Raw genomic sequence first — 24198 nt, 5'->3', positions numbered from 1 at the left:
GGAAATCTCCATGTTTTTAGTTAATAAACAAACTTTTTGATTATTTGCAAAAAGTCTCCTACTAAAACGATGGGGTACAAAACTTAAAAGAAATGTTCGTTTTAGCAGGATTTATAAAGCGCTCGCAAGTTGAAATAAATCAGCGCTATGAAACTAAGTTACATGATTCTAAATACAAGAACAACATTTTACAGTAAAAAACATCCTAATTTGGTCTTTCTACTACGAAAAAATTAAACATTATAGATTATTACTTATCGAAAGCTTCATTATCATAATGTGGATCACTATAATCATCAACCTTATATCCTGCACCTAAGGCTTGATACAAGTTGACAACACTATTCAGAGTACTTAATTTCGCGTTATTAACCAGCATTTTTTCATATATCTCATTTAATGCTTTCTGAGTATACTCAGTTTCACTAATTATGCCTGCCATATATTGTTGCTGGTAAATACTATGTTGAATTTCAGCTGACTTAAGTGAAATTCTCATTTTCTTAAGATTTTCATAACTTGCTGACCTATCTACCAAAGTATCTTCAACATCTTGAAATGCTTGATGAAGTGTACTGATGTAATCATAGTAGGCTTCATAATACTGAACTTTTGCTTTATCGCTGTCAGCAAGAATACTCATGTTAAATACAGGCATTGCTGCTACAGCAGCAGCTGCCCAAGCCCACGCATTTAAAGTTGCTAACTCGCCAAGTGCTAATGTTGCATTTCCAAAATATCCTGTCAAATCAATATTAGGGAAAAATTGTGATCTTGCTAAACCAATATTTGCATTAGCTATTTTTAGCTTATCTTCGGCTATGGCAATGTCAGGACGACTTTCAAGCACTTTAGATGGTAGATTCACAGGAACTACAATATCTGCATTTATATCCTCAAATGTTCTTGATACGTCAATTTTTCCCGGAAGTCTACCTGTTAGAATACGTAGAGCATTTTCAAAATGAGTAATATCACCTTTTATAAGAGCTATTTTAGCTTTCGAAGATAAAAGTAGTTCATGCTTTTCCTCAGACTTGAGCTGCGAAGAAACACCTGATTCAATCTGTAATTGGGACTCTTCATATAAAGTCTCTAAAATCTTTATTTCTTGTTCTTGAAGCTCTAACTGCCTCTTAGCTGCTAATAAAGAAAAATAGCTAATACTAACGCGACTAATAATAGACAGTCGAGTCGCATCTTTAACCCAAGTATTAACATCTTTGCCAAGCCTTGTGATCTCTCCCATTTTAAACTCTCTAGCAATATTGATAGTATAGCTAGGTATCACTCCAGCAAAAGAGCCTCCTAACGTTTGCCCCTGAATACCTTTTGCTAAACCAGTTCCAGACATATCAAAAGGAAGAGCTATAAACCCTCCTCCTCCAACACTCGCTGTGGGTAACCATGCATAATTAGCCTTTTTTACTTCAGCTTCTGCCTGTAATATATTGCCTATAGATACCTGTAAACTTTGATTATCTTTTAGAGCCGTTGTTATAAGGCTATTAAGTACCGGATCATTAAAGTTTCTCCACCATGCTAATTGAGGAAGATTCCATTCTTTAGTTGATTCAATATTTTTATCTTGGCTTTTCCAAAGAGAAGGAACTTCAACTTTTGGCTTATGGTATTCTGGATTAAAAAAACTGCACCCTGAAACCAAAATAGTAACGACCATAGTTAATAATAAGAATTGAAATCTTTTATACATCGTTATACCTACTTATTACCCTTAACTTTTTGATGATATGATAATGACCGTAAGGCGAAATCTAAATTTCTATTGGAAATAGAGTCATCAGATATCCTATTATCATAAATACATAATATTTTTTTTGCTATTTTTGCTAAATATTCTTGATGAGACATCTTTAATCTACTAAATTTGCGAATATCTTTTCTCAAAGCCTTAGTTGCAATCATTTGTGTTAGCTTCTTCTGCGGATGTGGAATCAGCATAAATATTAAGCCTGTCGCAATTACACCAACTAAAAACGCTGCTCCAGTTCCTAATGTATCAGCGATATTAAAAGTCATCTGGTTACTTGGTGATATCGTCAAAAGTACACCCCCGGTAAATCCTAAACCAAGCAGTTGGTTATAATGTATAAGTAAAAAACCAAAGAAAAAAGGAATAAAACAAACCACTACTAGAAGTTCAAAATACCCCAAAGCCTGAGATAGTATATTCAATGCGATAATGGCACCTGGAACAGCTGCCACATATCCTACTATCGCAAATAATGCAGCATAATGGGCTTTAGGTGTAAATGCCGCCATCTGAGAAAGTATAGCAGCTATTATAATCATAAACACTGCTTTTGGACTTTCTGTATATATCCATAAAGAAGATAAAACTCCAAAAAGCAAGACTGATCTAAATACAGAAGTTACTATCAAGGGAATATTATAGTAGTTAGTAAGCACATAATACTTTTGGTTCGTTGTGTTTTTCTTACTCAAAATATCATCATACACCTTAATAACATCGTATAGACTTTCTATCAAATTGCTTAATGACTTGATATTTAAACTATTCTCTAACTCTTTTATCTCTTCCTTTAATGAGCAACTATATTTATCACGGAGCTGACTTACCTTAGTTAAAACTCTATTTATGGTCTCATCTCTACACCTATTATTTTCCATACTAGCAAAATCTAACTTAAAATTATTTGCAGCCTTAATAAGTTCCAAAGCCTTACTTGATAAACATAAATAGTTATTTGATTTTAATCCCTCATATTTAGCTCCAGTTAAATTATTATCGAAAGCAACAAGAGTAGACAGTATCTTTTGAATATGCTTATCGTACTCATCTCTTTCACTCTGATACTTTAATACCGCTTCTAATAAGTCAAAACTCTGATCAACTATAGTCTTACAATCCTTACTTAGAGTATCTATAATTTTTTTTGGGAAAAATAAGTAGTTAACAGCGGTTGCACAAGCAGCCCCAATAAGAATTTGTTCTAATCTAGAGTGTACTGTTAGGAATATACTATAACCAGAAATGTTTGGTGCGCCTACAACAGAATCTAACACCACTATTATACAAGTGACATTAGCCATAGTGAAAGCATAAATAAGGTTTATATTTGTAATTGTTGAGGATAAGGTAGCCATGAAAGCTAAATATAGTGCTAAACAACTTAATGCTAATGATGGGTATGGTAAAAATAAACCAAGTATAGAAAAACTAACAACTACAGCAATAGCAGTTATAAGAACTTTTATTGCTGCTTTTTGAGCAATGAAACCAGTTTCTGAACGAGTATGTAAAAATAAAGCCGTAAGAAAAGCCCACAGTGGTTGACCCAAATCAAAAGCCATGGATATGTATATAGCCAGAAAAGATGCTATAAAACCTTTCAATGCATATATTAATGCTTCTTTACTAAAAAAAAGCTCTACCTGTTTCCCAATAGCTACATAGTTCATACTCATTCTACTGTTACGGTAGCATTCATACCAGAACTTAATACAGTGTCTACTGGAACAGAAGTAAGCTTGATATTAACAGGAATCCTTGCTGACAACCTTACCCAGTTATACGTTGGTTGTACAGCTGGAAGAGCCTGTCTATTAGTATCAGTATTTCTATCAGCAACTCCTCGCCCTATACTTTCGACAACACCCGACAACTCTGTACCACTCATAAGGGTTATTCTTACTTTATTGCCAACTTTTATTCTAGGGATTTTTGTCTCTTCAAAATATCCGGTAATATAAAAAGAGTTTGTTTCAATTAACGATAAAATTGGAGCAGATGTTGTTACATAATTACCCTCTGTTAATGTAGTATTAGTAATATATCCATCAGCTGGTGCATAAATTTTTGTTCGATTATAGTTAATTTGTGCAATTTCTTCGGATGATTTAGCTTCATCAAAACTAGCTTTTTTCAAATCAACATTCATTTTTGCATTAGAATAATCCTCTCTACTTATGCCCTTATTAATGACTAAATTCTTTCTTCTATCAAATTGATCTTGAGCTTGATGTAACGCTATTTCTGCTTGAGCAACTCTAGCCTTAGCTCCATCTAACTGTGCTTTGTATCTAGAAGGATCTATTTCAAGAATCAAGTCACCTTTTTTTACAATTTGATTATCTTTAACATTTAATTTCACAATGAAACCTGACACATCTGGAGATATAGTAACAATTTTAGCTCTAACCCTACCATCTCTTGTCCATGGAGAATAAATATAATAGATCCAAACATAATAAAGAGAAAAAAGTGCTACTATAATTATCACTAATCCTAAGATTATTTTTTTTATCTTATCCATAAATTATACTTCCTAAAAATGTAGCTATTGCTAAACAGATAAAAAACAATGAAAAGTTAAACCAAGAGCGATTCAAAAAAACCTTTCCATAAAACGATTTTGGAATAAGTAGCTTTATTATTAACATTATTAACGCCGCGAACACCAATAATTCGACAAAAGGCGGAAAATTTAAACTTCCAAAAGCGACTACAGGCACAAAAAATTACTCAAGATATAACACATTTTTTGATTCTACAATAACTGTTGCCTAATTGTCAATTAACGAAAATAGAGATTAAATATGGAAGTATAATTAAATCTACTTAAAGTACCTTCTCTAGCTGTCAGCTAAAATCTAGTTTATAAAGTTTTGTAAGCTATATTTAGCTTCCAAAAACTCATAAATACCATCATCAGACCCTTCTCTACCAAGGCCTGATTGCTTAACCCCACCAAATGGTGCTTTCTCGTTTGAGATAGCTCCTGAATTTATACCTACCATTCCATAAGCTAAAGCATTTCTCACTCTTCTAATCTGGTTCATATCACTACTGAAGAAATAGCTTGCTAAACCATACTTGGTGTTATTAGCTCTTTGGACAACTTCATCTTCAGACTCAAAACTAAAAATAGCTATAACTGGTCCGAAGGTCTCTTCGCAACTGATGACCATACTATCTTGCATATTATCTAGAATAGTAGGCTCATAAAAGTTGCCTCCTAGCTCTGGATTTATCCTACCACCACAAACTAGCTTTGCTCCGCTATCTAAAGCATTATCAACATGAGACTGTACTTTATCGACAGCTGCGGCATTAATCAAAGGTCCTACTTTAATACCTTCATCTAACCCATTACCTTGTCTAAGATCAAGGACAGCTGACTTCAATCTAGCGATAAAATCTTCTTTTATAGACTGATGAACAAAAACACGATTTGGAGCTACACATACTTGACCAGCATTTCTTATTTTCGATGCTAGCAAACCTTCGATAGCTTTTTCGATATTAGCGCTTTTGAAGACTATAAATGGTGCATTACCTCCCAGCTCTAGAGAAACTTTCTTAACAGTATCCGCTGCTTGCTGCATTAGGAGTTTGCCAACTCTTGTTGATCCTGTGAAAGTGATTTTTCTGACTAAATTACTCTTCTGAAATTCATGACCGATGACCTTTGAATCCCCACAAACTATCTGTAGAAGATTCTCATCAGCTCCAGCCTCAACAAAAAGTTCGCGCGCAGCAAAAGCTGTCAAAGGCGTTAACTCAGCAGGTTTGACAATGACACTACAACCAGCAGCTATTGCAGGGGCTGCCTTACGAGTAATCATCGCAAGAGGAAAATTCCAAGGTGTAATTGCAGCAACCACACCAACAGGATAATAATCCACCCTTCCCTCAGAATTACTAATATTTGGATCAAAAATACGTGAATCTATTCTTTTTGCCTTTTCTGCATACCACTTGATAAAGCTAGCTCCATATCGAACTTCTATTTTTGCTTCAGCGAGAGGCTTACCGCTCTCTAGTGTGATAATCTCTGCTAAATCATCAGAATTTTCTATTATCAAATCAAACCATTTTTCTAATAACTTCGATTTTTCACTTGAAGGAATATTTTTAAATATATTTTGTGCATGTTTAGCTACTAGAATACTATCCTCAACATACTCTGAGGATTTCTCTTCTAAACGACAAATTGACTTATTTGTAGCAGGATTAACTACATTAAAACTTTTTGCACCAGAAAAAGAGTATTTATCTATCACTTTTTTTAGAAGCTTGTTAGACATATTTGCCTCCTAGGTTTATATTGCTTGAATAGCTGTTATCGCAATTGTATAAGTTATATCATCTACAGTTGCACCTCTAGATAGATCATTAACAGGCTTATTTATACCTTGTAGCACAGGACCAATACTTAATACATTTGCACTTCGTTGGACTGCTTTATAGACAGTGTTACCTGTGTTCAAATCAGGGAATATTAGTACAGTAGCTTTACCAGCAACTGGACTATTTGGAGCTTTTTTCTTCGCTACACTCTCGATCATAGCAGCATCATACTGAAGTGGTCCATCTACCAATAAATCAGGAGCACTTTGTTTAAGCAGCTCTGTTGCTTTACGCACCTTTTCAACTTGAACCCCAGAACCTGATGAACCTGTACTATAACTAATCATCGCAACACGAGGCTCAATGCCAAACTTCTTAGCGGATTCAGCACTTTGTATCGCGATGTCAACTAACTGCTCTGCTGTAGGATCTTGATTAACAGCGCAATCTCCGAATACTATCACCTCATCAGGCATACACATAAAAAATACTGATGATACTAGTGATGAATTTGGCTTAGTTTTGACTAATTGTAATGCTGGTCTAAGAACCGCTGCAGTAGTATGTTCAGCACCAGACACTAATCCATCAACCTCACCCAAATAAAGCATAAGTGTTGCTACAACTATTGGATCTTTTAGCGCATCTCTAGCCATACTTTCAGACAACCCTTTATGCTTTCTAAGCTCCACCAATGTTTTTAGGTATTTTGCCTCAGCTTCATCGACAACTGTTACAACTTCGATACTCTCAGGTAAGCTAAAACCATTCATCTCAGCGACTTTAAAGATTTCCTCTCTATCACCGATAAGTACACATTCAGCCAAGCCCTGTTCATGACAGTTTTTGGCTGCCTGCAAAGTTCTTGGCTCATAACTCTCTGGTAAAATGATTCTCTTTTTAGCTTTCCGCGCCATCTTCAAAAGATGATATCTAAATGCTGGAGGCGACATCACCTGATGCTCAGTGACATCTGAAGTAATACAATTAACTATCGCATCTCTATCTAGAGATGAAGATATTACTTCTTTAACTTTTTGAATACGCTCTTTATCATCAATAGGTATTCCCATTAGGTCTATATTTGCAAGTTTTAAAATTGTATTTACACTTTTATTTTTTGTTGTCAGAATTGCTAAACCTGATTTTTTAGCAGTTTCTACACATAACTCCCTGACTTTATCATTAAGATATTCTTCAGCTGTTAAGATAATTCCTGCTATTTTCATACCATTTTTCGCAGCTAAGCAAATTGTAACTAAAATATCAGATCTATCAGCAGCAGTTATAACCAGAGAATTTGGAGTCAAATCACTTATAAAATTATCAACTCCTCTCGAACACATCATTACCCTTTCAACTCGAGCCTCTAAGCCAACCTCTGATATGTGCTTCAGCTTAAGAATATTTTTGATGTCTAACACTCTTGGCGAAGTTCTTTCTTTATCCCACTCAACCACACCCAAAAGAGCTAACCCTTTTTGTTTAAATACTGATAACTCTTTGAGCTCCTCTATACTTACATGCTGTTGTTTGTCATAGCTAATATCTTCTTCAGTCAAACTAAAACTAACTCTTCCGTCATCATCATAAGGTGCGTTTAACTTTGTAATTACAGCACCCATAATGTTAACTTGCTTGGGCAGGCTTCGCATAACATAATCAAGCTCATCATTGATATCCTTTATAGGCTTATTACCATGGTATGAAGCTATTATCACTTCCAAACCAAGAGCTTTTATAATCTCTATATTCAACTCATCAACAACCACATTGATTGGATATAATCTATGGTAGTTATTACCTTGCCTAAATAGGCCCGATATTACAGCAAAATCCGAATCTTGACACTTCTCATAAAACTTACTTATGACTATTTCAACATAGTCTTTTACACGATTATTAAGCAAATACGATTCTATCTGTTCAATGCTCATACCCATATCGTAAATAGGGTGAAATGAGCCAACTTTTAATCCTTTCTGCTGTAGTGCATATAACACACTACTTGCCAAAATTCTAAGACCCGTATGTTTTGATGTTGGAAGGATAAATATTGATTTTTTCATAGCAAACTCTTATATCAAACTTTGTGTTTCTTGAGCTATCATAAGCTCTTCATTAGTTGCAATAACCATTATATTATGACTATTTCCTGTACTTATAAATGTTTCTGATCTCACATTTTTAGCATCATCTATCTCAAAACCTATATTCGCTAACTTAGAAGCTACATTTTTGCGAATATTAATGGCATTCTCACCAATCCCCCCTGTGAAAATCAAACCATCAAAGTCTTTAAAATAGATCATATAGCTACCAACAAATTTGGCAATCCTATGACAAAATATTTCAATAGCTAGCTTAGCTAGTTTATCACCTCTATCAGCAAGCTCAGAAACCTCTCGCATATCACTATGACCACAGATTCCTAATAGACCACTTTTTTTGTTTAGCATATTTGTGATATCTGCGATACTCCAGCCAAGATTATCTGCGATATATGCAAAAACACTAGGATCTATACAGCCAGAACGAGTTCCCATGACAAGCCCATCTAATGGAGTAAGCCCCATACTTGTATCAATGCTTTTACCATTAACAACAGCTGTAATACTGCAACCATTGCCTAAGTGAGCAACTATCACATTAGCAGCATCTTGATTTAATATTTTTGCAGCTTGTTGAGAAACGTATTTATGTGAAGTTCCATGGGCGCCATATTTACGTATATTATGCTCACACGTTAGCTCTCTAGGTATCGCATACTCTGCAACATACTCAGGCATAGTTTGGTGAAATGCTGTATCAAATACTGCTACTTGAGGTAGATTCGGGAAAATCTGCTGACAAAATGTGATACCTTCAATATGCGCTGGATTATGTAGAGGTGCTAAAGGTATACAATCTTTTATCTTCTGTAATGAATCTTTGTCTATAATTACAGATTTTGAAAAATACTGGCCCCCATGAACTACTCTATGACCAATCGCAGAAATTTTTTCTAAATAATTGTTCTCTACCAAAAAATCTTTTAAAAGCTCAAAAATATCTTTGTACTTACCATTTTCTATAAGCTTCTGAACTTTCTGCTGGGCTTTAAAAGTTATCTTACAATTACTAGCTCCGATATTCTCGGCAAGACCTGTAACAAGTGACTCTGATGTTTGGGGATTCATAAGCGCAAATTTGACTGATGAGCTCCCACAATTTAAGACTAATATGTATGACATAAACGAATTGAAGAATAAAATAAGAAGTAACTATATTATATAATAATCTTGTGAGTAGTGACAGTTAGTACACTATATTTCGATATGATTCTATATATGATTAAAATGGTATATCATCATCAAAGTTTGATGAATTAATCTCAGCAAAATCAGGCATTTTATCCTGTTTTGGTGCTGGTTGCTGATTATTTTGAGCAAAACTATTATTAGGCTGTTGGTTAAAGTTGGGATTAGGGTTGTTTTGGTAGTTTGAACTACCCTGAGAATTACCACCACCGACAAACTGGAAATTACTAACAACAACTTCTGTAGTATATTGCATATTACCGTTTTTATCTTGCCACTTGTTAGTACGAAGCCTACCTTCTATAAAAAGTTGTGTACCTTTATTTGCATATCTTTGGATAGCCTCTGCAGACTTACCAAACACAACAACTCTATGCCACTCAGTGGTTATATTCTCACCCATACCATCATTAGTTGCGATACTTAGTGTAGCTACTGTAGTACCGTTTTGAGTAGTTCTAACTTCTGGATCATTACCTAATCTACCTAACAAAATAACCTTATTTACTGTTCCTTTGGCCATCTTTAACTCCTATATTTTTTAATATTTCTAATAATAAAGCTTACAGTAAAAAAGCTTAAGAATAAAACTTATCTACTTAAATTTTCCCACTAATTACAAAATTTATCTCATCAAAATCAAAGCCATTATATAAGAGATAATTAATCGCTTTTTGCTTTAATTTCAAATCTTTTTGTAGCTTACTTAGATCTTTATATTTCTTATGCAAACACTGATGACAAATATCAATCCAGTCGACCTCAGCCTCTTGTAAAAAAACCTCTACTAATTCTTGTGACAAACCTTTTTGGTAAACAGCTGTATTTATAATTCTTCGTTTGCCTCGATACTTAGCAATTTCACTCATTATAAACACTCGCGCAAATCTCTCATCTGATAGCCACTTATTCTTTTCAAACTCATCTAATAGAGCTACTATTTGATCGCATGAAATATTATCACGAGTCGTAAGCTTATCAGAAAGTTGTTTGCGGGAATAATCTTGCTTAGCAAGTAGATATAAAAGATAATTTTTCTCTTTAGATAAGCTCATCTTGTGTAGCTTGTTTCGACTTAGATTGCTTTGCAGGTTTAGACTCTTCTTGAGGTTGTTCTTCTACAGCATATTTATGTGGCAATAAAAGTTCCAAAAGAGCTTTTTCTATCTCATCACGTTCTACTGTATTTTCTTTAAGGTAATCTTTTGATTTTTCTTTACCTTGACCAATCTTTTTACCTTTATAGCTATACCAAGCGCCAGACTTCTCTACAATTCCATGTTTAGCACCAAGGTCAATAAGCTCTGCTTCAAGCGAGATACCTTCTCCATAAATGAGCTCAAACTCAGCTTGCTTAAATGGAGGAGCAACCTTATTTTTAACAATCTTAACTTTTATTTCATTACCATTAACATCTACACCATCTTTAATAGCTCCACCCTTTCTAACTTCTAACCTAACAGAAGCATAAAATTTAAGGGCATTACCACCAGTGGTAGTTTCAGGATTGCCAAACATTACCCCGATTTTCATGCGTATTTGGTTAATGAACATTACCAAAGTATTTGAGCGTTTGATATTTGCTGTTAACTTTCTAAGCGCTTGAGACATTAGTCTTGCCTGAAGGCCCATGTGAGAGTCTCCCATATCACCTTCAATCTCTGCCTTAGGAGTGAGTGCTGCAACAGAGTCTATTACTACAATATCAACTCCCCCAGAACGAACTAACATATCTGCAATCTCTAATGCCTGCTCACCGGTATCTGGCTGAGAAACTATCAGATCATCTACATTTACACCCAAAAGCTTAGCATACTTAGGATCTAGAGCATGTTCTGCATCAACAAAGGCTGCTGTACCACCTTGTTTTTGGCACTGTGCAATTGCTAAGAGAGTAAGCGTAGTCTTACCAGATGATTCATGCCCATATATTTCAATAATACGCCCTTTAGGATATCCTCCTATGCCCAATGCAACATCAAGAGCAATAATACCTGAAGGGATAACATCTATATCATGAGCTGTCTCTTGATCACCCAATCTCATAATAGAGCCTTTACCAAACTGCTTCTCAATCTGTGAGAGCGCTGACTCTAGAGCTTTTTCTTTACTCATAACTAACTCAAACTCCTATTGTAATCTTAGTGTTGCTTATCATCGACAGGCTTTTCTAATGAATCCTGATACATAGCATCAAAATTCACAGCTGATAAACAAAGCTGAGGGAAACCGCCACTACTGACTAAATCAGAAATAGCTTCACGTGCATAATGGTACAAAATATTTGGGCAAAATGCTTTTTTTGCATGCTCAATTTGAGCCTCTTGCATATTTGATACTGTAAAAATACCTGCTTGCTTAACCTCTGCCTCAAAAGCAACCATACCTTCATTTTCAACCTTCACTTCAAGAGTTAAAACACTTTCATAAGTATTTTCTTCTGGTAGCTGTGTCGCTTCGATTTTCAGATCTGTATGCAACTCTGGCTTCCATGCTGTAGTCCAGATTTTATCAGAATTAGGAATAGAGAAAGACATATCCTTTACATAAACTTTTTGAATTTGAAACTGTGGTTGTGCTTGCTGATCCATTCTATGATCCTTAATATTTTTATTTTGATAATGATTTAACAGGGTAACTTGCCTGTAGCCATGCTGATAGACCACCTTTAAGTACAAAAACTTGTTCAAAGCCTTCCTTGCGTAACTCATGCATTGCTTTTTCGGCACCATCTCCATATATAACTATAGGCTTAGACTTGTACTTAGCTAACTTTTTATGCTTTTGAGCAATTTCTTCTAACTTGATATTATGAGCCCCAATTATATGAGCACTCGCAAAACTCTCTTGATCTCTTGTATCTAGATATACGCCTTTACCTCTATTTACAGTAATAACAGCATCCGCAACAGACAAAGTATATTGAGCTTTTTTAGTTTGAGTCAGCTCAAAAATTATATAAATTGCTAACAGAAGTATAAAAGACAAACAAAACAATAAGTTTTGCGATACAAAATAGCCTAAATTTTCCATAATTTGAATTTTCTTTTTTATTTAAATATTATTGACATCTAAGCTAAGATTATACATAGCTTTATAGTTAAAAAAAAGCGACTTTTAATTGTTATAAGTTTAAAAGAGATACTAGAAAAAATATATTAGAATTATATTACAGAGACTAAATTATTGCATTTTAGCAATAACATCTTTAGTCACATCAATACTATCAACATTATATAGGCTCATCTCAGCAGGTAAGATAGCATCTAATTGCTTATCTTTAGCAACTTGCGCAGAAGCTTTAGTCAAAGCATCTTTGAATGCATCAGCATCATCAGAAGCCATTTTTTGAACTTGATTCATTAGATCTTGGTACTCTCTCATTGCTTTCTCAAGATCAGCCTGAGCTTGTTGTTTATCTTGACCTTCTACCTTATCAGCTGCTTGAGCATCTTTAGTATCACCTTTAGAATCATCTGCTTGAACATCATCTTTTTCTTCAGTATAAGCATTTACTTTTTGTTGTAAAGATGTGATGTTTTGCTTAAGTTGATCCATTTGTGGTTTCAATTTCTTCTCATCAGCAGTAACTTTTGCTTTACCTAAAGGTGAAGTCTCAAAGATATCTTGAACATTAGCAAAACCTACTCCACCAGCCATAGCAGTAGTTGCAGATACCATTAGACCACCAGCGATCATTGCACCTAATATAGTCTTTTTCATAATTTCCATTCCTTAGTTATGTTTAGTTTTGAAAACTTAGTATAATATCGATTATAATCATGGTTATTATATGTTTCAACACTTAATGTATTTATTTTAGACTAAAGCTTGATTCTGAAAGCGCCTTATAATAAACACTATTTCCTAACTTATTTGACACTGCTGTCAAAAAGTCTAATGGCTGTGTATAGTCAACAATATCTATATTGTTAAACTTATCACGTTTAATTTGATTGACTGACGCAAAACCATCGATCAGCCCTATATTTTTTGCTTGAATACCACTAAAAGGCTCTCCTGAAAATGTTGTATTCATAGCTTTATCTTTCAATCTGTCACCTCTTGATTGCTCAACAGCCTCTATAAATACTTGATGCGTTTCATCCAAGAGCTTATTAAATTGTGCTGTTTGCTCTGGTCTTTTTGGAGAAAAAGGATCTAGAAAGTCCTTATTAGAGCCTGATGTGTATGTTCTACGTTCTATGCCTAGTTTATCCATAAGCCCAGTAAAGCCAAAACCACTACCTATAACACCTATTGAGCCAACAATTGTCATTTTATTAGCATAGATATCTTTTGCACCGGCAGCAATATAGTATCCTCCACTTGCACAAACATCTGTACATACAGCATACATAGGGATATTTGGGTATTTTTTCTGCAGATATCTCATATGAGAATATATCTCGTCAGATTGTACAGGTGAGCCTCCAGGACTATTTATTTCAACGATAACACCTTTAACCGCCTTACTAGCATAGGCATCATCTAAACTTTTATTAATCCTTTCTGCATTTGCCTCGGCATCTTCGGCTATTACACCATCAACTTTGACTAACCCTATGTGAGATGTAAGCTCTTTTGATGAGCTAAATAAGCCAGGTATAATCATAACTAAAACAACCAAAATAATTAGAGCTCTAGTAAAAAACTTCCAACGTCTCTTACTTTTGATATCTTTTAGATAAGCTTGAGCTAACTTTTCTAGCGTCTCTTTAGAAATGTTATTTTCCATTTTATCTCCATATTTGTTAATATTTTCTCAACAATTTTAAATCTATTTGTAATAAAATTATACTGTTTAAATTTAAGGGTAACTAAAATGTCAGTATCACTTGAAACCAAAGCAAAAAAACTAGGCTTAGACAATATTGAAAAACATATATTCCTATGTTGTGATCAAGAAAGACAAAAATGCTGTGCCGGCGATATTTCACTGAAATCTTGGGAATTCCTAAAGAAGAGGCTCCAAGAGCTAAAATTATCACAAAACGGTCATATTTATAGATCAAAGACATACTGCCTGAGAGTTTGTCAAAATGGCCCAATAGCAGTAGTACAACCTGATAATGTCTGGTATCACTCCTGTACTCCAGAGGTTCTAGAAAAAATCATTCAAAAACATCTAATTGGTGACAAAATAGTCAAAAAATACGCTTTTGCAAAAAGAGAGTCTTAAAGTACTAGGCTCGGTTTTTGACAACACATTGTACAAAAATCTCTCTAAAATGACTTTTTGGTTTAAATTATCTTTTTTAAAAAATATAGTTATCAAATTATTGCTATACATATAAGCAAAAGATATGCTGAAAGTAATTTCAAAATTTGTTTTAACTAAAAGAGGGGTTTATGAGTAAGAATATTAATGGTAAAAAAGTTTTCGATACTGCTAAAGATGCTACTAATGTGGCTGAATATGTAGTATCTAGATTAGTCGATTTGGGAATAGATCATTCATTCTCCGTACCTGGTGATTTTGCGTTTGCACTAGACCACGCACTTATCAATAATCCAAAACTTAATAATATCGTAAATGCTAACGAGCTTAATGCTAGCTATGCTGCAGATGGTTTTGCCAGAGTTAATGGAGCCGCTATCTTATGTACTACTTATGCTGTTGGTGAATTGAGCGCTCTAAATGGTGTCATGGGCTCAAAAGCAGAGAACTTAGTTGTTTTTCACTTAGTTGGTAGTCCAAATGATGCAGCGGTTGGAAAGAAAAAGCAAGTTCACCATACATTGGGAGATGGCGTTTTTGGAAACTTCTTTGACTTATCAGCTTCTGCAGCCTGTGTCTCAGCGGTCATCACCCCTGAAAACGCTCGCAGAGAAATGAATAGAATCATAGCAGAAGCATTCAAATACCGTAAACCAGCCTATATAAGTGTTTCATTAGATGGTGGCAATCGTCCTGTCACAGACATAACACCAGATAATATAGACTGCAGTTATCTAAAGACCAACCCTCAGCAGCTTGAGCTAGCTGTAAACCTAGTGTTAGAGCGCCTAAATAAGGCTAAAAAAGTTGTTGCTATCCCTGCTATTAAACTAGACAGATTTGGTGTAACCGAGAAAGCTATCAAACTCATAGAAAAGTTAAACATTCCTTTTGCTATTATGCCTCATGATAAGAGCGTGATATCTGAAACACATCCTAACTATATAGGATTCTATGCTGGTTTATTATCAGACACAAATACAGCAGAGATAGTTGAAGACGCTGATCTTGTAATTAATTTAGGCGACGCACTATGGTCTGACTTTAACACTGCTGGATTTACTAATAATTTGGACTTAGATAAGGTTCTGAATTTAGGACCTTTATTTGTCGAAGATAAAAAGACTTATCTAACTGATATCTATTTATCAGAGCTCCTTGATGCTTTATTAGAAAAAGCTGATAGCATAAACTATCGCCCTAAATACTCCAGAATGACAATACAGGATACCCCAACAACACAAGAAAACCTAACGCTTAGCGTGCTATACACTCAAGTTTTAAAATTCTTAAAAAACACAGATACTCTTGTGGTAGAAACGGGCTCATCTTCTCTTAATATGCCAAAATTACCTTTACCTGAAGGTGTAAAATATCATAATCAAACGTTATGGGGCTCTATTGGTTGGGCAACGCCAGCTACTCTTGGCGTAGCACTAGCTAATCCTGATTCTAAAACAGTATTAATTACAGGTGAGGGATCTCATCAACTAACACTTAATGAAATAGGAGTAATGGGAAGATATAAAATAAACCCTATTATATTATGCATAAACAATGATGGCTTTATGGTCGAAAGAGCATTAGAGTTAGACCCTAATCCAAGCTATGATGATCTCGCTCAATTAAACTATAAAGATTTACCTAAAGCTTTTGGCTGTAGTGATTGGCTAACAATCAAAGTGAAAACAGGTGAAGAGTTAGCGCAAGCACTGAAAAAAGCCAGAGAGCATAAGAGCGGTGTATATATAGAAGTCATTACAGGCAAATATGATTACTCAGATTCTTTAGAATTTTATAATAAACACCTTAAAGAAATGTACAGCTAAATCAACTACGATTATCTATTTCTTAGCATAAGCTTTCTCTAAAACTTTCCTGAAAGAAACTCCCTGTATAAATATTGATAACAATACTGCCACATAAATAATTGATGAGGTATGACTGTATCTATGCTCAAGAGGTATACTTAAAACCAATGCGATCGACACACCTCCTCTTAAACCAGCCCACGTCATCACAAGATTATTTCGCCAAAAATTATCTTGAGTTGTCTTATACACCATCAACATCGAAACAAAAATACTCAAATATCTAGCTACAAGTACAATAACGAACAAGATACAACCCGCGATCATAACCTCATTTGAGAAAGTCATCTTTAAGGCTTCTATACCTATCAAAACAAACAAAAATGTATTTAGAAGCTCATCAATAACTGCCCAGAAACTTGATAATACTTTTTTTGACTCCTCAGAAACTATACCTCTAGGTTTAGAGTTGCCAATAACTATGCCACAAACTACCATTGCCAAAGGCTCAGATACCTCAACTCTAGTTGCAATCCAAGATCCTACACTAACTATTGCTATTGATATAATTATAAGTGTATGTGGATCATCAGAGTTAGACATAAATTTAACTCCAATATAACCTAGCACCAGTCCCAAGCCAACACCTCCGACACCCTCTTGTAATAGCATCATCACAAAATTACTCAAGCTAATATCCTGATTACCACGAATTATTGATGATAGTAAAATCAAAAATAAAACTATCGAAAATACGTCATTGAATATAGCTTCTCCCGAAAGGATAGCTTTAACCTTCTCTGGAACATTTTTTGTAGTTTTAAATACAGCAAACACAGTCACCGGGTCTGTTGGCGATAAAATTGCTCCTACCATTAAACAATGAATATAACTAAGATTTACACCTATAATAACAGGAGCTAACAACCAGATTAAAGTACCGATAATAAAAGTTGAAATTACAACTCCTAAACTTGACAAAATACCTATATCAAGGGAGAAACCCCTAATCTTAGAAAAATCTAAGTGCATTGCTGATGCAAAAAGAAGGTAACCTAAAAGTATCTTTAAGACCAAAGTCTCGAAATTAACACTCTCCAGCATATCATATACAGGTGAAAAGAAATTTGGCTCTAATTTTATTAGCACCAATAATGATAATGATATAAAAGCACTAAGAGCTGTAAGACCTATGGCTTTAGGTAAGCCTAAAAACCTTAAATTAAAATAACTTGAATATGCTGCTATAACACAAAGTAAAACAAACAATGAATATAAACTCAAAATTAAATAACCTCTCCAATCAAACAGCTAAATTCCTAAGGCTTAATTATACTCACTTATAAGGTCTATATCTATATATACATAATCCCCAAACTATTCTCTAGCATAATATAACGGTACGTAAATTAATAAAACTTTACAAAAACATTGATTAAATAATACTTATCTAAAAACTTTCTTACTATATAAAGCTTAGAAGTGTTATAATTTCAAAATAATCTTCAGGGCAGGGCGAAATTCCCTACCGGCGGTAACTGTCTAACCACAGAAGCCCGCGAGCGCTTTTTAGATACTAAAAAGGTCAAGCAGATTTGGTGTAACTCCAAAGCCGACAGTATAGTCTGGATGAAAGAAGATTGAAGAAATTCATAAGTAGAACTTAGTAATAGCAACTGCTTTGTTGGCTGTTTGTGTATTATTTCGTTTTGCTATCCCTGCCCTAAGTGTAACTAACAATTTTAACTGGGCAAATGAAAAATATTGAAAACTATTATATGCAACAAGCTCTAACGCTAGCGAATAGAGGTAAGCTATCAGTATCTCCAAATCCTATGGTTGGATGCATAATAGTAAAAAATGGAGCCATTATTTCAGAAGGTTGGCACGAAGCTATAGGAGAGGCTCATGCAGAAATTCATGCACTGAAAAAAGCTGGAGACAAAGCAAAAGGTGCTACTGCATACGTAACCTTAGAGCCATGTTGCCATCACGGAAAAACTCCACCATGTACAGATGCCTTAATTAAAGCAGGCATACAAAAGGTAGTGGTCGCGACACTTGACCCTAACCCATTAGTTGCCGGCAAAGGCATACAAAAACTCAAAGATGCTGGAATAGAAGTCAAAGTTGGAGTCTTAGAAAAACAAGTTCAAGATCAAAATAAAATATTTTTCCACTATCAAAAAACTCAAAGACCTTTTGTATATGCAAAATGGGCAATGTCTCTTGATGGCAAAATAGCTGTAAATGGTAATGATTCAAAAAAAATCAGCTCTAACGAAGCATTTGTAGATACTCACCAGCTACGTAATATTTGTGATGCGATACTTATAGGAAAGCAAACTCTAATTGAAGACAACCCAAGTCTTGATGTAAGAATACAGCTAAACAAAAAGAAACACCCTACTAGATTTATTATATCCAACAACCTCTTAGAAATAGATAAGCGTTGGAAAGTTTTAGACCAAAATCATGTAAAAACTATTTTTGTTTGTTCAAAGATTTCTGCTCAAGTTGCCAGTGAACTAGATAATCTTGGTATTGAATACTGGCTACTGCCAACATTCCAGAATCAGGTTTGCTTAGACAGCCTTCTAAACAAAATGGGACAAACAGGGATAACAAGCCTTTTGGTTGAAGGTGGTAAAAAAACTCTAGAAAATTTTATAAATCAAAAACTAATTAATGAACTTGTAACATATTTATCGCCTGTTGTAATTGCAGGGTGCAATCCTAAAGAGAAGCTCATATTTCAAGATGTATCTTTTTTAGGCGAAGATTTACTAATAAATTCATATTTTAAGGAAACTACCAATGTTTAGTGGCATTGTCCAAGAACTAGGAACAATAGAAAGTATAATAGATAAAAGTAATATAAAAACCTTTTGTATAAAGTTTAATAATAGTACAAATTGCAATATTGGTGACAGCGTTGCTATCAATGGCACTTGTCTTACAGTAACTGAAATCGATAAACAAAATTTAACTGCGAATTTTGACGCAGTTCCAGAAACCCTACAAAGAACTAATCTAAATAGCCTAGTAGAAAATCAGTTAGTGAATACTGAGCTTGCTATGCGCTATGGCGATCATGTCGGTGGGCACATGGTACAAGGTCATATTGATGAAACTGGACAAATCATAAATATCACAGATGCCAGTGGAGCATGGCTAGTTGAGATTTCAGCATCCAAAGAATTACTTAAATATCTAGTCACAAAAGGATTTGTGACTATAGATGGCATGAGTATAACTGTAATCGATACTCTTGAAGACTCTTTTACAGTAACTTTGATACCGCATACTATTGAGGTCACTATTGCAAAGAACTATACTAAGGGCTCTATTGTAAATCTTGAAGCTGATGCAACAGGTAAGTATATCTACAAATATATACAAGGATTTAAAGAAAATGTTTAGACAAATAAAAGAAAATATTGAAAACGCAATACAAGCTCTCAAGCAAGGTACGCCTGTGGTTGTGCTCGATGATTATGATAGAGAAAATGAAGGAGACCTAATTCTACCAGGTGAGAAAGCCACAGAAGCAAATATTGCTTTTATGCTTGAATACACAAGTGGTATCGTTTGCTTAGCAATGGATTCAAAAAAAGCAAAGCAGTTAAATCTAACACCAATGGTAGCAGCTGATCAAAATAATAGTACATTTACAACCCCATTTACTATAACTATAGAAGCCAAAGAAGGTGTGACTACCGGAGTATCTGCAAAAGACAGAGCCCACACAATACAAGTAGCATCAAAAGCTGATGCAAAAGCCGAGGAGCTAGCTCGACCAGGACATATTTTCCCACTCATAGCAAACGATAAAGGTGTACTTGGTAGAAATGGTCATACTGAAGCAACCGTTGATCTTATGAAGCTAAGTGGCTTCAATAGTGCAGGTGTCCTATGTGAACTGATGAACAAAGATGGCACAATGATGAAAGCACCTGAATTAGAAGCATTTGCCAAAAAGTATAACTTACCTCTTTTAACTATTGCTGAACTTTATCAGTACCGTTTAGCAACTGAAATTTTTGTTAGTCGCTTAGTCGGAACAACTATACCTTTTAAGAATATAGGTGAGCTTGAGATGAGTGTTTATAGGGATAACTTTTCTAATGAAGAAGTTGTGGTCTTGTCAAAAGCCTATCAGGGTGAAACCCCTTTTGTTAGAATGCATTCCTCTTGTTTGACTGGTGATATCTTTGGATCACTACGCTGTGACTGCCAAGATCAACTTCAAAAAGGTATTGAGATGATTGCTCAAGAAGGTGGCTTCTTTATTTACCTTAATCAAGAAGGTAGAGGCATTGGCCTAACAAACAAGCTCAAAGCATATAACTTACAAATGCATGAAAATATGGATACTATAGAAGCCAATTTAGCTCTAGGTTTGCCAAGTGATGCAAGAAAATATGACTTAGCTATACAAGTCCTAAAGTATAATAAAGTAAATAAGTGTAAGCTTATCTCAAATAACCCTGAGAAATTAGCAGCCCTTAGAAATGTTGATATAGATGCAGAGCCTGTATATTGTGAAGCATTTGTAAATTCACATAACAGAAACTACTTAATAACCAAGAAAAATAAAGCAAAACATACAATCAAAGGAATATAGAGCATGAGAAAACTAGCTATTGTCGTAAGTGAATTTAACTCATTGATAACGGATAAGATGCTTGAAGGAGCCCTAGAAGAAGCATATGCTCAAGGTCTAAAAGATAGTCAAATATATATCAAAAAAGTTCCTGGTGCAGTAGAGTTGCCTTATGCTGCTAAACTTTTAGCAGAGACTAACCAAGTTGATGCGATTGTACTTCTTGGTTGTGTAATTAGGGGCGAGACAGATCACTATGATTATGTTTGTGATCAAGTAAGCTATGGTACGCAAAGAGTTATGCATGAGTATAACCTTCCAGTAATCTTTGGTATATTGACTACACACAATAAAGAACAAGCATTAGAAAGAGTTGGTGGCAAAAAAGGACACAAAGGCAAATACTGTGTTCAAACAGCCCTAACTATGACAAAAATGAAAAAAGATATATTAGAACAAGGAGTATAAAATATGTCTTTAGAGATCCTAAAGTATCCTCACCCAATACTCAAAGAGGTGGCACAAGAAGTTACACCAGAAGAAATCAATGATGATTTCCGAGCAACAATAGCAGAGATGCGCGATTTAATGATAGAAGCAAATGGTGTTGGCTTAGCTGCAGTACAAGTTGGTATCAAAAAAAGATTCTTTATCATGTATGATAACTTAGAGAGTGAGACTCCCGAAACAATTACAATCATCAATCCTGAGATAATCGACCAGAGTGGTAAGATAATTGATGAAGAAGGTTGTTTATCATTTCCTGGAGTTTCTGCTAAGGTTAATAGAGCAACAAGAGTTAGGATAAAAGCACTTAATGAGTTTGGGGAGGAGATTGAAATTGAAAAAGATGATTTCCTAGCAAGATGTATCCAACATGAAATAGATCATCTAAATGGTGTTACCTTTTTTGACCATCTTGGTTCACTTAAACGTAAAATGATAGAGAAAAAATATAAAAAACTGATGCAAGAAAATGCCAAAACTTAATTTTTAGTATTTTCCTGTAATCAAAGCTTTACTTTTTAGCGTCACTAAGCAAAAATTATGTCTTGAAATTGTTGTTAAATTATGGAATTTGAAATATGCGCAAGATATTAAGCAAAATATCACTATTACTACTAATTTTAACTGTTACTTCATGCGGAATGCTATCAAATGACCAGTTTGTTTATCTTGGTCATGGTGATAATACTCCTGATTACCAACTATACTACGATAAAACCAGAAAACTTTTTGTACTAATTGACAAAAGAAATGGTTGTTTCCAAAAAGATGATACTGGAACTTGTCTTGCATTTACTTTAAAGCAAACTAGAGAGTTTAGAGAGAAAGTACTTGCTAAGATGATTGAGATTGATCTTAAGTTAGCTAAAGACAATTATGGTAATCGTGCTATGGCAGAACTTCAAAAAGCCGGAATAACAACTGTTAACAAGCCTATAAAGACTGAAAGTGTATACGCAACTCCTGTCAGACAAATAGTACTAGATAGAAAACAACAGTATCACCTAGTTAGAAAACAGTATCCTATAGATTCAGATCTTGTTGCAATGTTAATAACTGATAGGGATGGTACAAAGCGCATAAAAGTAGCTTATACTGTTGATTTCCCTGAGCTAGAAAAAGAGTACAACACGTCCCTCAGACCATATATTATTGATCCAGAGTTTTTATATACTCATATGACTATTGATACAGTGCATGAAGCGCAATTTATGCAAAGAGACGTTTTGAAAAGCCAAAAAGATGTCAAAAAAGAAGTCGGTGTCTACTTGAATGATGTGGTTGATACATCTACTAAGAAGTCTAGTTATACTCGTCAAGAAATATCTAGTGATGCGGCAACCCTAGATCATGAGTTAATTACAAAAGCTGATCAAGATAATGATGATATTATTGCAAATAGCGGTAGTGCTATAGAAATAGCTACAAACGGTAGCTCTAATACTAGCCCATCCCAAGAAAAACAGACTGACTCAACAGATAATCAGAAAACCACATTAGCAAGTGATAATAATTAACATATAAATATTAACAAAAATCTAAATAATTATCCCTCCTCCTAAACAAATCTCACCATCATAAAAGACTACAGATTGTCCTGGAGTTATTGCTCTTTGTGACTCATCAAAAACCACATTAACTGAACCATCTTCATTTATTTGCACATTACAAGACTGATCTTTTTGCCTATAGCGAACTTTTGCACTACATCTAAAACTATCTGCTGGAGCAGATCCAGCTACCCAACTAAGGTCTATAGCTTGTAATGTATCTTTGAATAGCATTGGATGATCATGACCTTGAACAGCAACTAAAACATTATTTTCTAAATCCTTTTGGGCTGCGAACCATGGTATTTCAGGGCGATTTTTTACACCACCTATACCTAAACCTTGCCTTTGACCAATTGTGTAATACATAAGCCCATCATGCATACCAATTTTGATACCGTTTTCATCATGTATCTCGCCTCTTTGAGCTGGCAAAAACTTCGATAAAAAGTCTTTGAACTTACGCTCACCTATGAAACATATCCCTGTACTATCTTTCTTATCAAATGTTACTAGTTTATTCTCTTTAGCAACCTCACGTACTTTAGATTTTTCAATATCACCAATAGGAAACATTGTCTGCTTTAACTGCTCCTGACCAAGTGTGTATAAGAAATATGTTTGATCTTTACTATCATCAAGACCTTTGACTAACTGCACTGAACCATCTTCAGCCACTTTAGTACGAGCATAGTGTCCTGTAGCAATATAGTCACCTCCTAACAAATGCACATAGCTCAAAAAAGCTTTAAACTTGATTTCCTTGTTGCATAAAATATCTGGATTAGGTGTCCTACCAGCCTTATACTCTGTTAGAAAGTGCTCGAATACATTATCCCAATATTCAGCTGCGAAATTAATCTTTTTGAAAGGTATCCCAATAGAGTCACATACTGCTTGAGCATCAGCAATATCTTGTTCTGCTGAGCAAAAATCATCAGTATCATCTTCTTCCCAGTTTTTCATAAATACACCGGTTACATCATAGCCTTGCTGTTTTAACAACAAAGCAGAAACAGATGAATCAACTCCTCCTGATATACCTACTATTATTTTTTTATTTTGCATATTTAAATATTTTATACCCTT

23 protein-coding genes and 1 riboswitch are annotated in these 24198 nt (G+C 34.6%); of the genes, 8 read left to right on the top strand and 15 right to left on the bottom strand.

The features are described 5' to 3' along the window. Positions 1-250: 250 nt before the first annotated feature. The 13 genes from F3D59_RS00865 to F3D59_RS00800 all read right to left on the bottom strand — a co-directional run bounded on the left by F3D59_RS00865 (position 251) and on the right by F3D59_RS00800 (position 14152). Complete coding sequence (locus tag F3D59_RS00865) at positions 251-1714, bottom strand: TolC family protein (RefSeq protein WP_150463440.1); 1464 nt, start codon at positions 1712-1714, stop codon at positions 251-253. 8 nt (positions 1715-1722) lie between these two features. Further along, a complete protein-coding gene (locus F3D59_RS00860; protein ID WP_191092406.1) occupies positions 1723-3444 on the bottom strand; it encodes an FUSC family protein in 1722 nt (573 codons plus the stop codon). Positions 3445-3446: 2 nt separating this feature from the next. Next, a complete protein-coding gene (locus tag F3D59_RS00855) occupies positions 3447-4298 on the bottom strand; it encodes an HlyD family secretion protein (protein WP_150463438.1) in 852 nt (283 codons plus the stop codon). A gap of 337 nt (positions 4299-4635) precedes the next feature. Continuing rightward, positions 4636-6072 carry an NAD-dependent succinate-semialdehyde dehydrogenase gene (locus F3D59_RS00845; RefSeq protein ID WP_150463436.1) on the bottom strand — a complete coding sequence of 479 codons (1437 nt, stop codon included), beginning with the start codon at positions 6070-6072 and terminating at the stop codon, positions 4636-4638. Positions 6073-6087: 15 nt separating this feature from the next. Continuing rightward, positions 6088-8184: a phosphate acetyltransferase gene (pta, locus tag F3D59_RS00840; RefSeq protein WP_150463435.1), complete on the bottom strand. Its 2097-nt coding sequence runs from the start codon at positions 8182-8184 to the stop codon at positions 6088-6090. A 9-nt stretch (positions 8185-8193) separates the two neighbouring features. Further along, positions 8194-9348: an acetate/propionate family kinase gene (locus F3D59_RS00835; protein WP_150463434.1), complete on the bottom strand. Its 1155-nt coding sequence runs from the start codon at positions 9346-9348 to the stop codon at positions 8194-8196. Between the two features lie 100 nt (positions 9349-9448). Next, complete coding sequence (locus F3D59_RS00830) at positions 9449-9937, bottom strand: single-stranded DNA-binding protein (protein WP_013921903.1); 489 nt, start codon at positions 9935-9937, stop codon at positions 9449-9451. A gap of 76 nt (positions 9938-10013) precedes the next feature. Then, the gene (locus tag F3D59_RS00825; RefSeq protein ID WP_013921902.1) at positions 10014-10469 is read right to left on the bottom strand and encodes a regulatory protein RecX; all 456 of its coding nucleotides are present in this window, start codon (positions 10467-10469) and stop codon (positions 10014-10016) included. Continuing rightward, positions 10456-11529: a recombinase RecA gene (gene recA, locus F3D59_RS00820; protein ID WP_013921901.1), complete on the bottom strand. Its 1074-nt coding sequence runs from the start codon at positions 11527-11529 to the stop codon at positions 10456-10458. Before recA ends, F3D59_RS00825 begins: the two co-directional genes overlap by 14 nt. 26 nt (positions 11530-11555) lie before the next feature. Then, positions 11556-12005 carry a protein-export chaperone SecB gene (gene secB / locus F3D59_RS00815; protein WP_150463433.1) on the bottom strand — a complete coding sequence of 150 codons (450 nt, stop codon included), beginning with the start codon at positions 12003-12005 and terminating at the stop codon, positions 11556-11558. Positions 12006-12024: 19 nt separating this feature from the next. Continuing rightward, entirely contained in the window at positions 12025-12447 is a 423-nt protein-coding gene (locus F3D59_RS00810; RefSeq protein ID WP_149369061.1) for a rhodanese-like domain-containing protein, read from the bottom strand. A 150-nt stretch (positions 12448-12597) separates the two neighbouring features. Continuing rightward, positions 12598-13137, bottom strand: a complete 540-nt coding sequence (locus F3D59_RS00805) for an OmpH family outer membrane protein (protein ID WP_013921898.1) — start codon at positions 13135-13137, stop codon at positions 12598-12600. Between the two features lie 91 nt (positions 13138-13228). Next, entirely contained in the window at positions 13229-14152 is a 924-nt protein-coding gene (locus F3D59_RS00800; protein ID WP_150463432.1) for a S49 family peptidase, read from the bottom strand. Between the two features lie 87 nt (positions 14153-14239). Between F3D59_RS00800 and F3D59_RS00795 the strand changes: the two genes are divergently transcribed. Then, positions 14240-14596, top strand: coding sequence for a (2Fe-2S) ferredoxin domain-containing protein (locus tag F3D59_RS00795; RefSeq protein ID WP_150463431.1), 357 nt, complete (start codon positions 14240-14242; stop codon positions 14594-14596). Positions 14597-14766: 170 nt separating this feature from the next. Continuing rightward, a complete protein-coding gene (locus F3D59_RS00790) occupies positions 14767-16464 on the top strand; it encodes an alpha-keto acid decarboxylase family protein (protein WP_150463430.1) in 1698 nt (565 codons plus the stop codon). A gap of 15 nt (positions 16465-16479) precedes the next feature. Here F3D59_RS00790 and F3D59_RS00785 read toward each other — a convergent pair whose 3' ends face one another. Continuing rightward, positions 16480-17730, bottom strand: a complete 1251-nt coding sequence (locus F3D59_RS00785; RefSeq protein WP_150463429.1) for a cation:proton antiporter — start codon at positions 17728-17730, stop codon at positions 16480-16482. Between the two features lie 213 nt (positions 17731-17943). Beyond that, positions 17944-18091: riboswitch (FMN riboswitch) on the top strand. Positions 18092-18200: 109 nt separating this feature from the next. Between F3D59_RS00785 and ribD the strand changes: the two genes are divergently transcribed. The 6 genes from ribD to F3D59_RS00755 all read left to right on the top strand — a co-directional run bounded on the left by ribD (position 18201) and on the right by F3D59_RS00755 (position 23076). Beyond that, a complete protein-coding gene (ribD, locus tag F3D59_RS00780; protein WP_150463428.1) occupies positions 18201-19271 on the top strand; it encodes a bifunctional diaminohydroxyphosphoribosylaminopyrimidine deaminase/5-amino-6-(5-phosphoribosylamino)uracil reductase RibD in 1071 nt (356 codons plus the stop codon). Further along, positions 19264-19869, top strand: a complete 606-nt coding sequence (locus tag F3D59_RS00775; protein ID WP_149369055.1) for a riboflavin synthase — start codon at positions 19264-19266, stop codon at positions 19867-19869. Before ribD ends, F3D59_RS00775 begins: the two co-directional genes overlap by 8 nt. Further along, positions 19862-21073 carry a 3,4-dihydroxy-2-butanone-4-phosphate synthase gene (gene ribB, locus F3D59_RS00770; RefSeq protein ID WP_150463427.1) on the top strand — a complete coding sequence of 404 codons (1212 nt, stop codon included), beginning with the start codon at positions 19862-19864 and terminating at the stop codon, positions 21071-21073. Before F3D59_RS00775 ends, ribB begins: the two co-directional genes overlap by 8 nt. 3 nt (positions 21074-21076) lie before the next feature. After that, entirely contained in the window at positions 21077-21520 is a 444-nt protein-coding gene (ribH, locus tag F3D59_RS00765; RefSeq protein WP_150463426.1) for a 6,7-dimethyl-8-ribityllumazine synthase, read from the top strand. Between the two features lie 3 nt (positions 21521-21523). Then, on the top strand, positions 21524-22042 hold the full coding sequence (def, locus tag F3D59_RS00760; protein WP_146421629.1) for a peptide deformylase: 519 nt from the start codon (positions 21524-21526) through the stop codon (positions 22040-22042). A gap of 95 nt (positions 22043-22137) precedes the next feature. Then, entirely contained in the window at positions 22138-23076 is a 939-nt protein-coding gene (locus tag F3D59_RS00755; protein ID WP_150463425.1) for a hypothetical protein, read from the top strand. Between the two features lie 21 nt (positions 23077-23097). Here the strand turns inward: F3D59_RS00755 and mnmA are convergent, their stop codons facing one another. Further along, positions 23098-24177: a tRNA 2-thiouridine(34) synthase MnmA gene (gene mnmA, locus F3D59_RS00750; RefSeq protein WP_150463424.1), complete on the bottom strand. Its 1080-nt coding sequence runs from the start codon at positions 24175-24177 to the stop codon at positions 23098-23100. Positions 24178-24198 lie beyond the last annotated feature (21 nt).

Source organism: Francisella sp. XLW-1 (assembly GCF_008711455.1).
GTDB lineage: Bacteria > Pseudomonadota > Gammaproteobacteria > Francisellales > Francisellaceae > Francisella > Francisella salimarina.
Note: the sequence above shows the minus strand (reverse complement) of the source record. Positions and strands in the feature narration are given on the sequence as shown.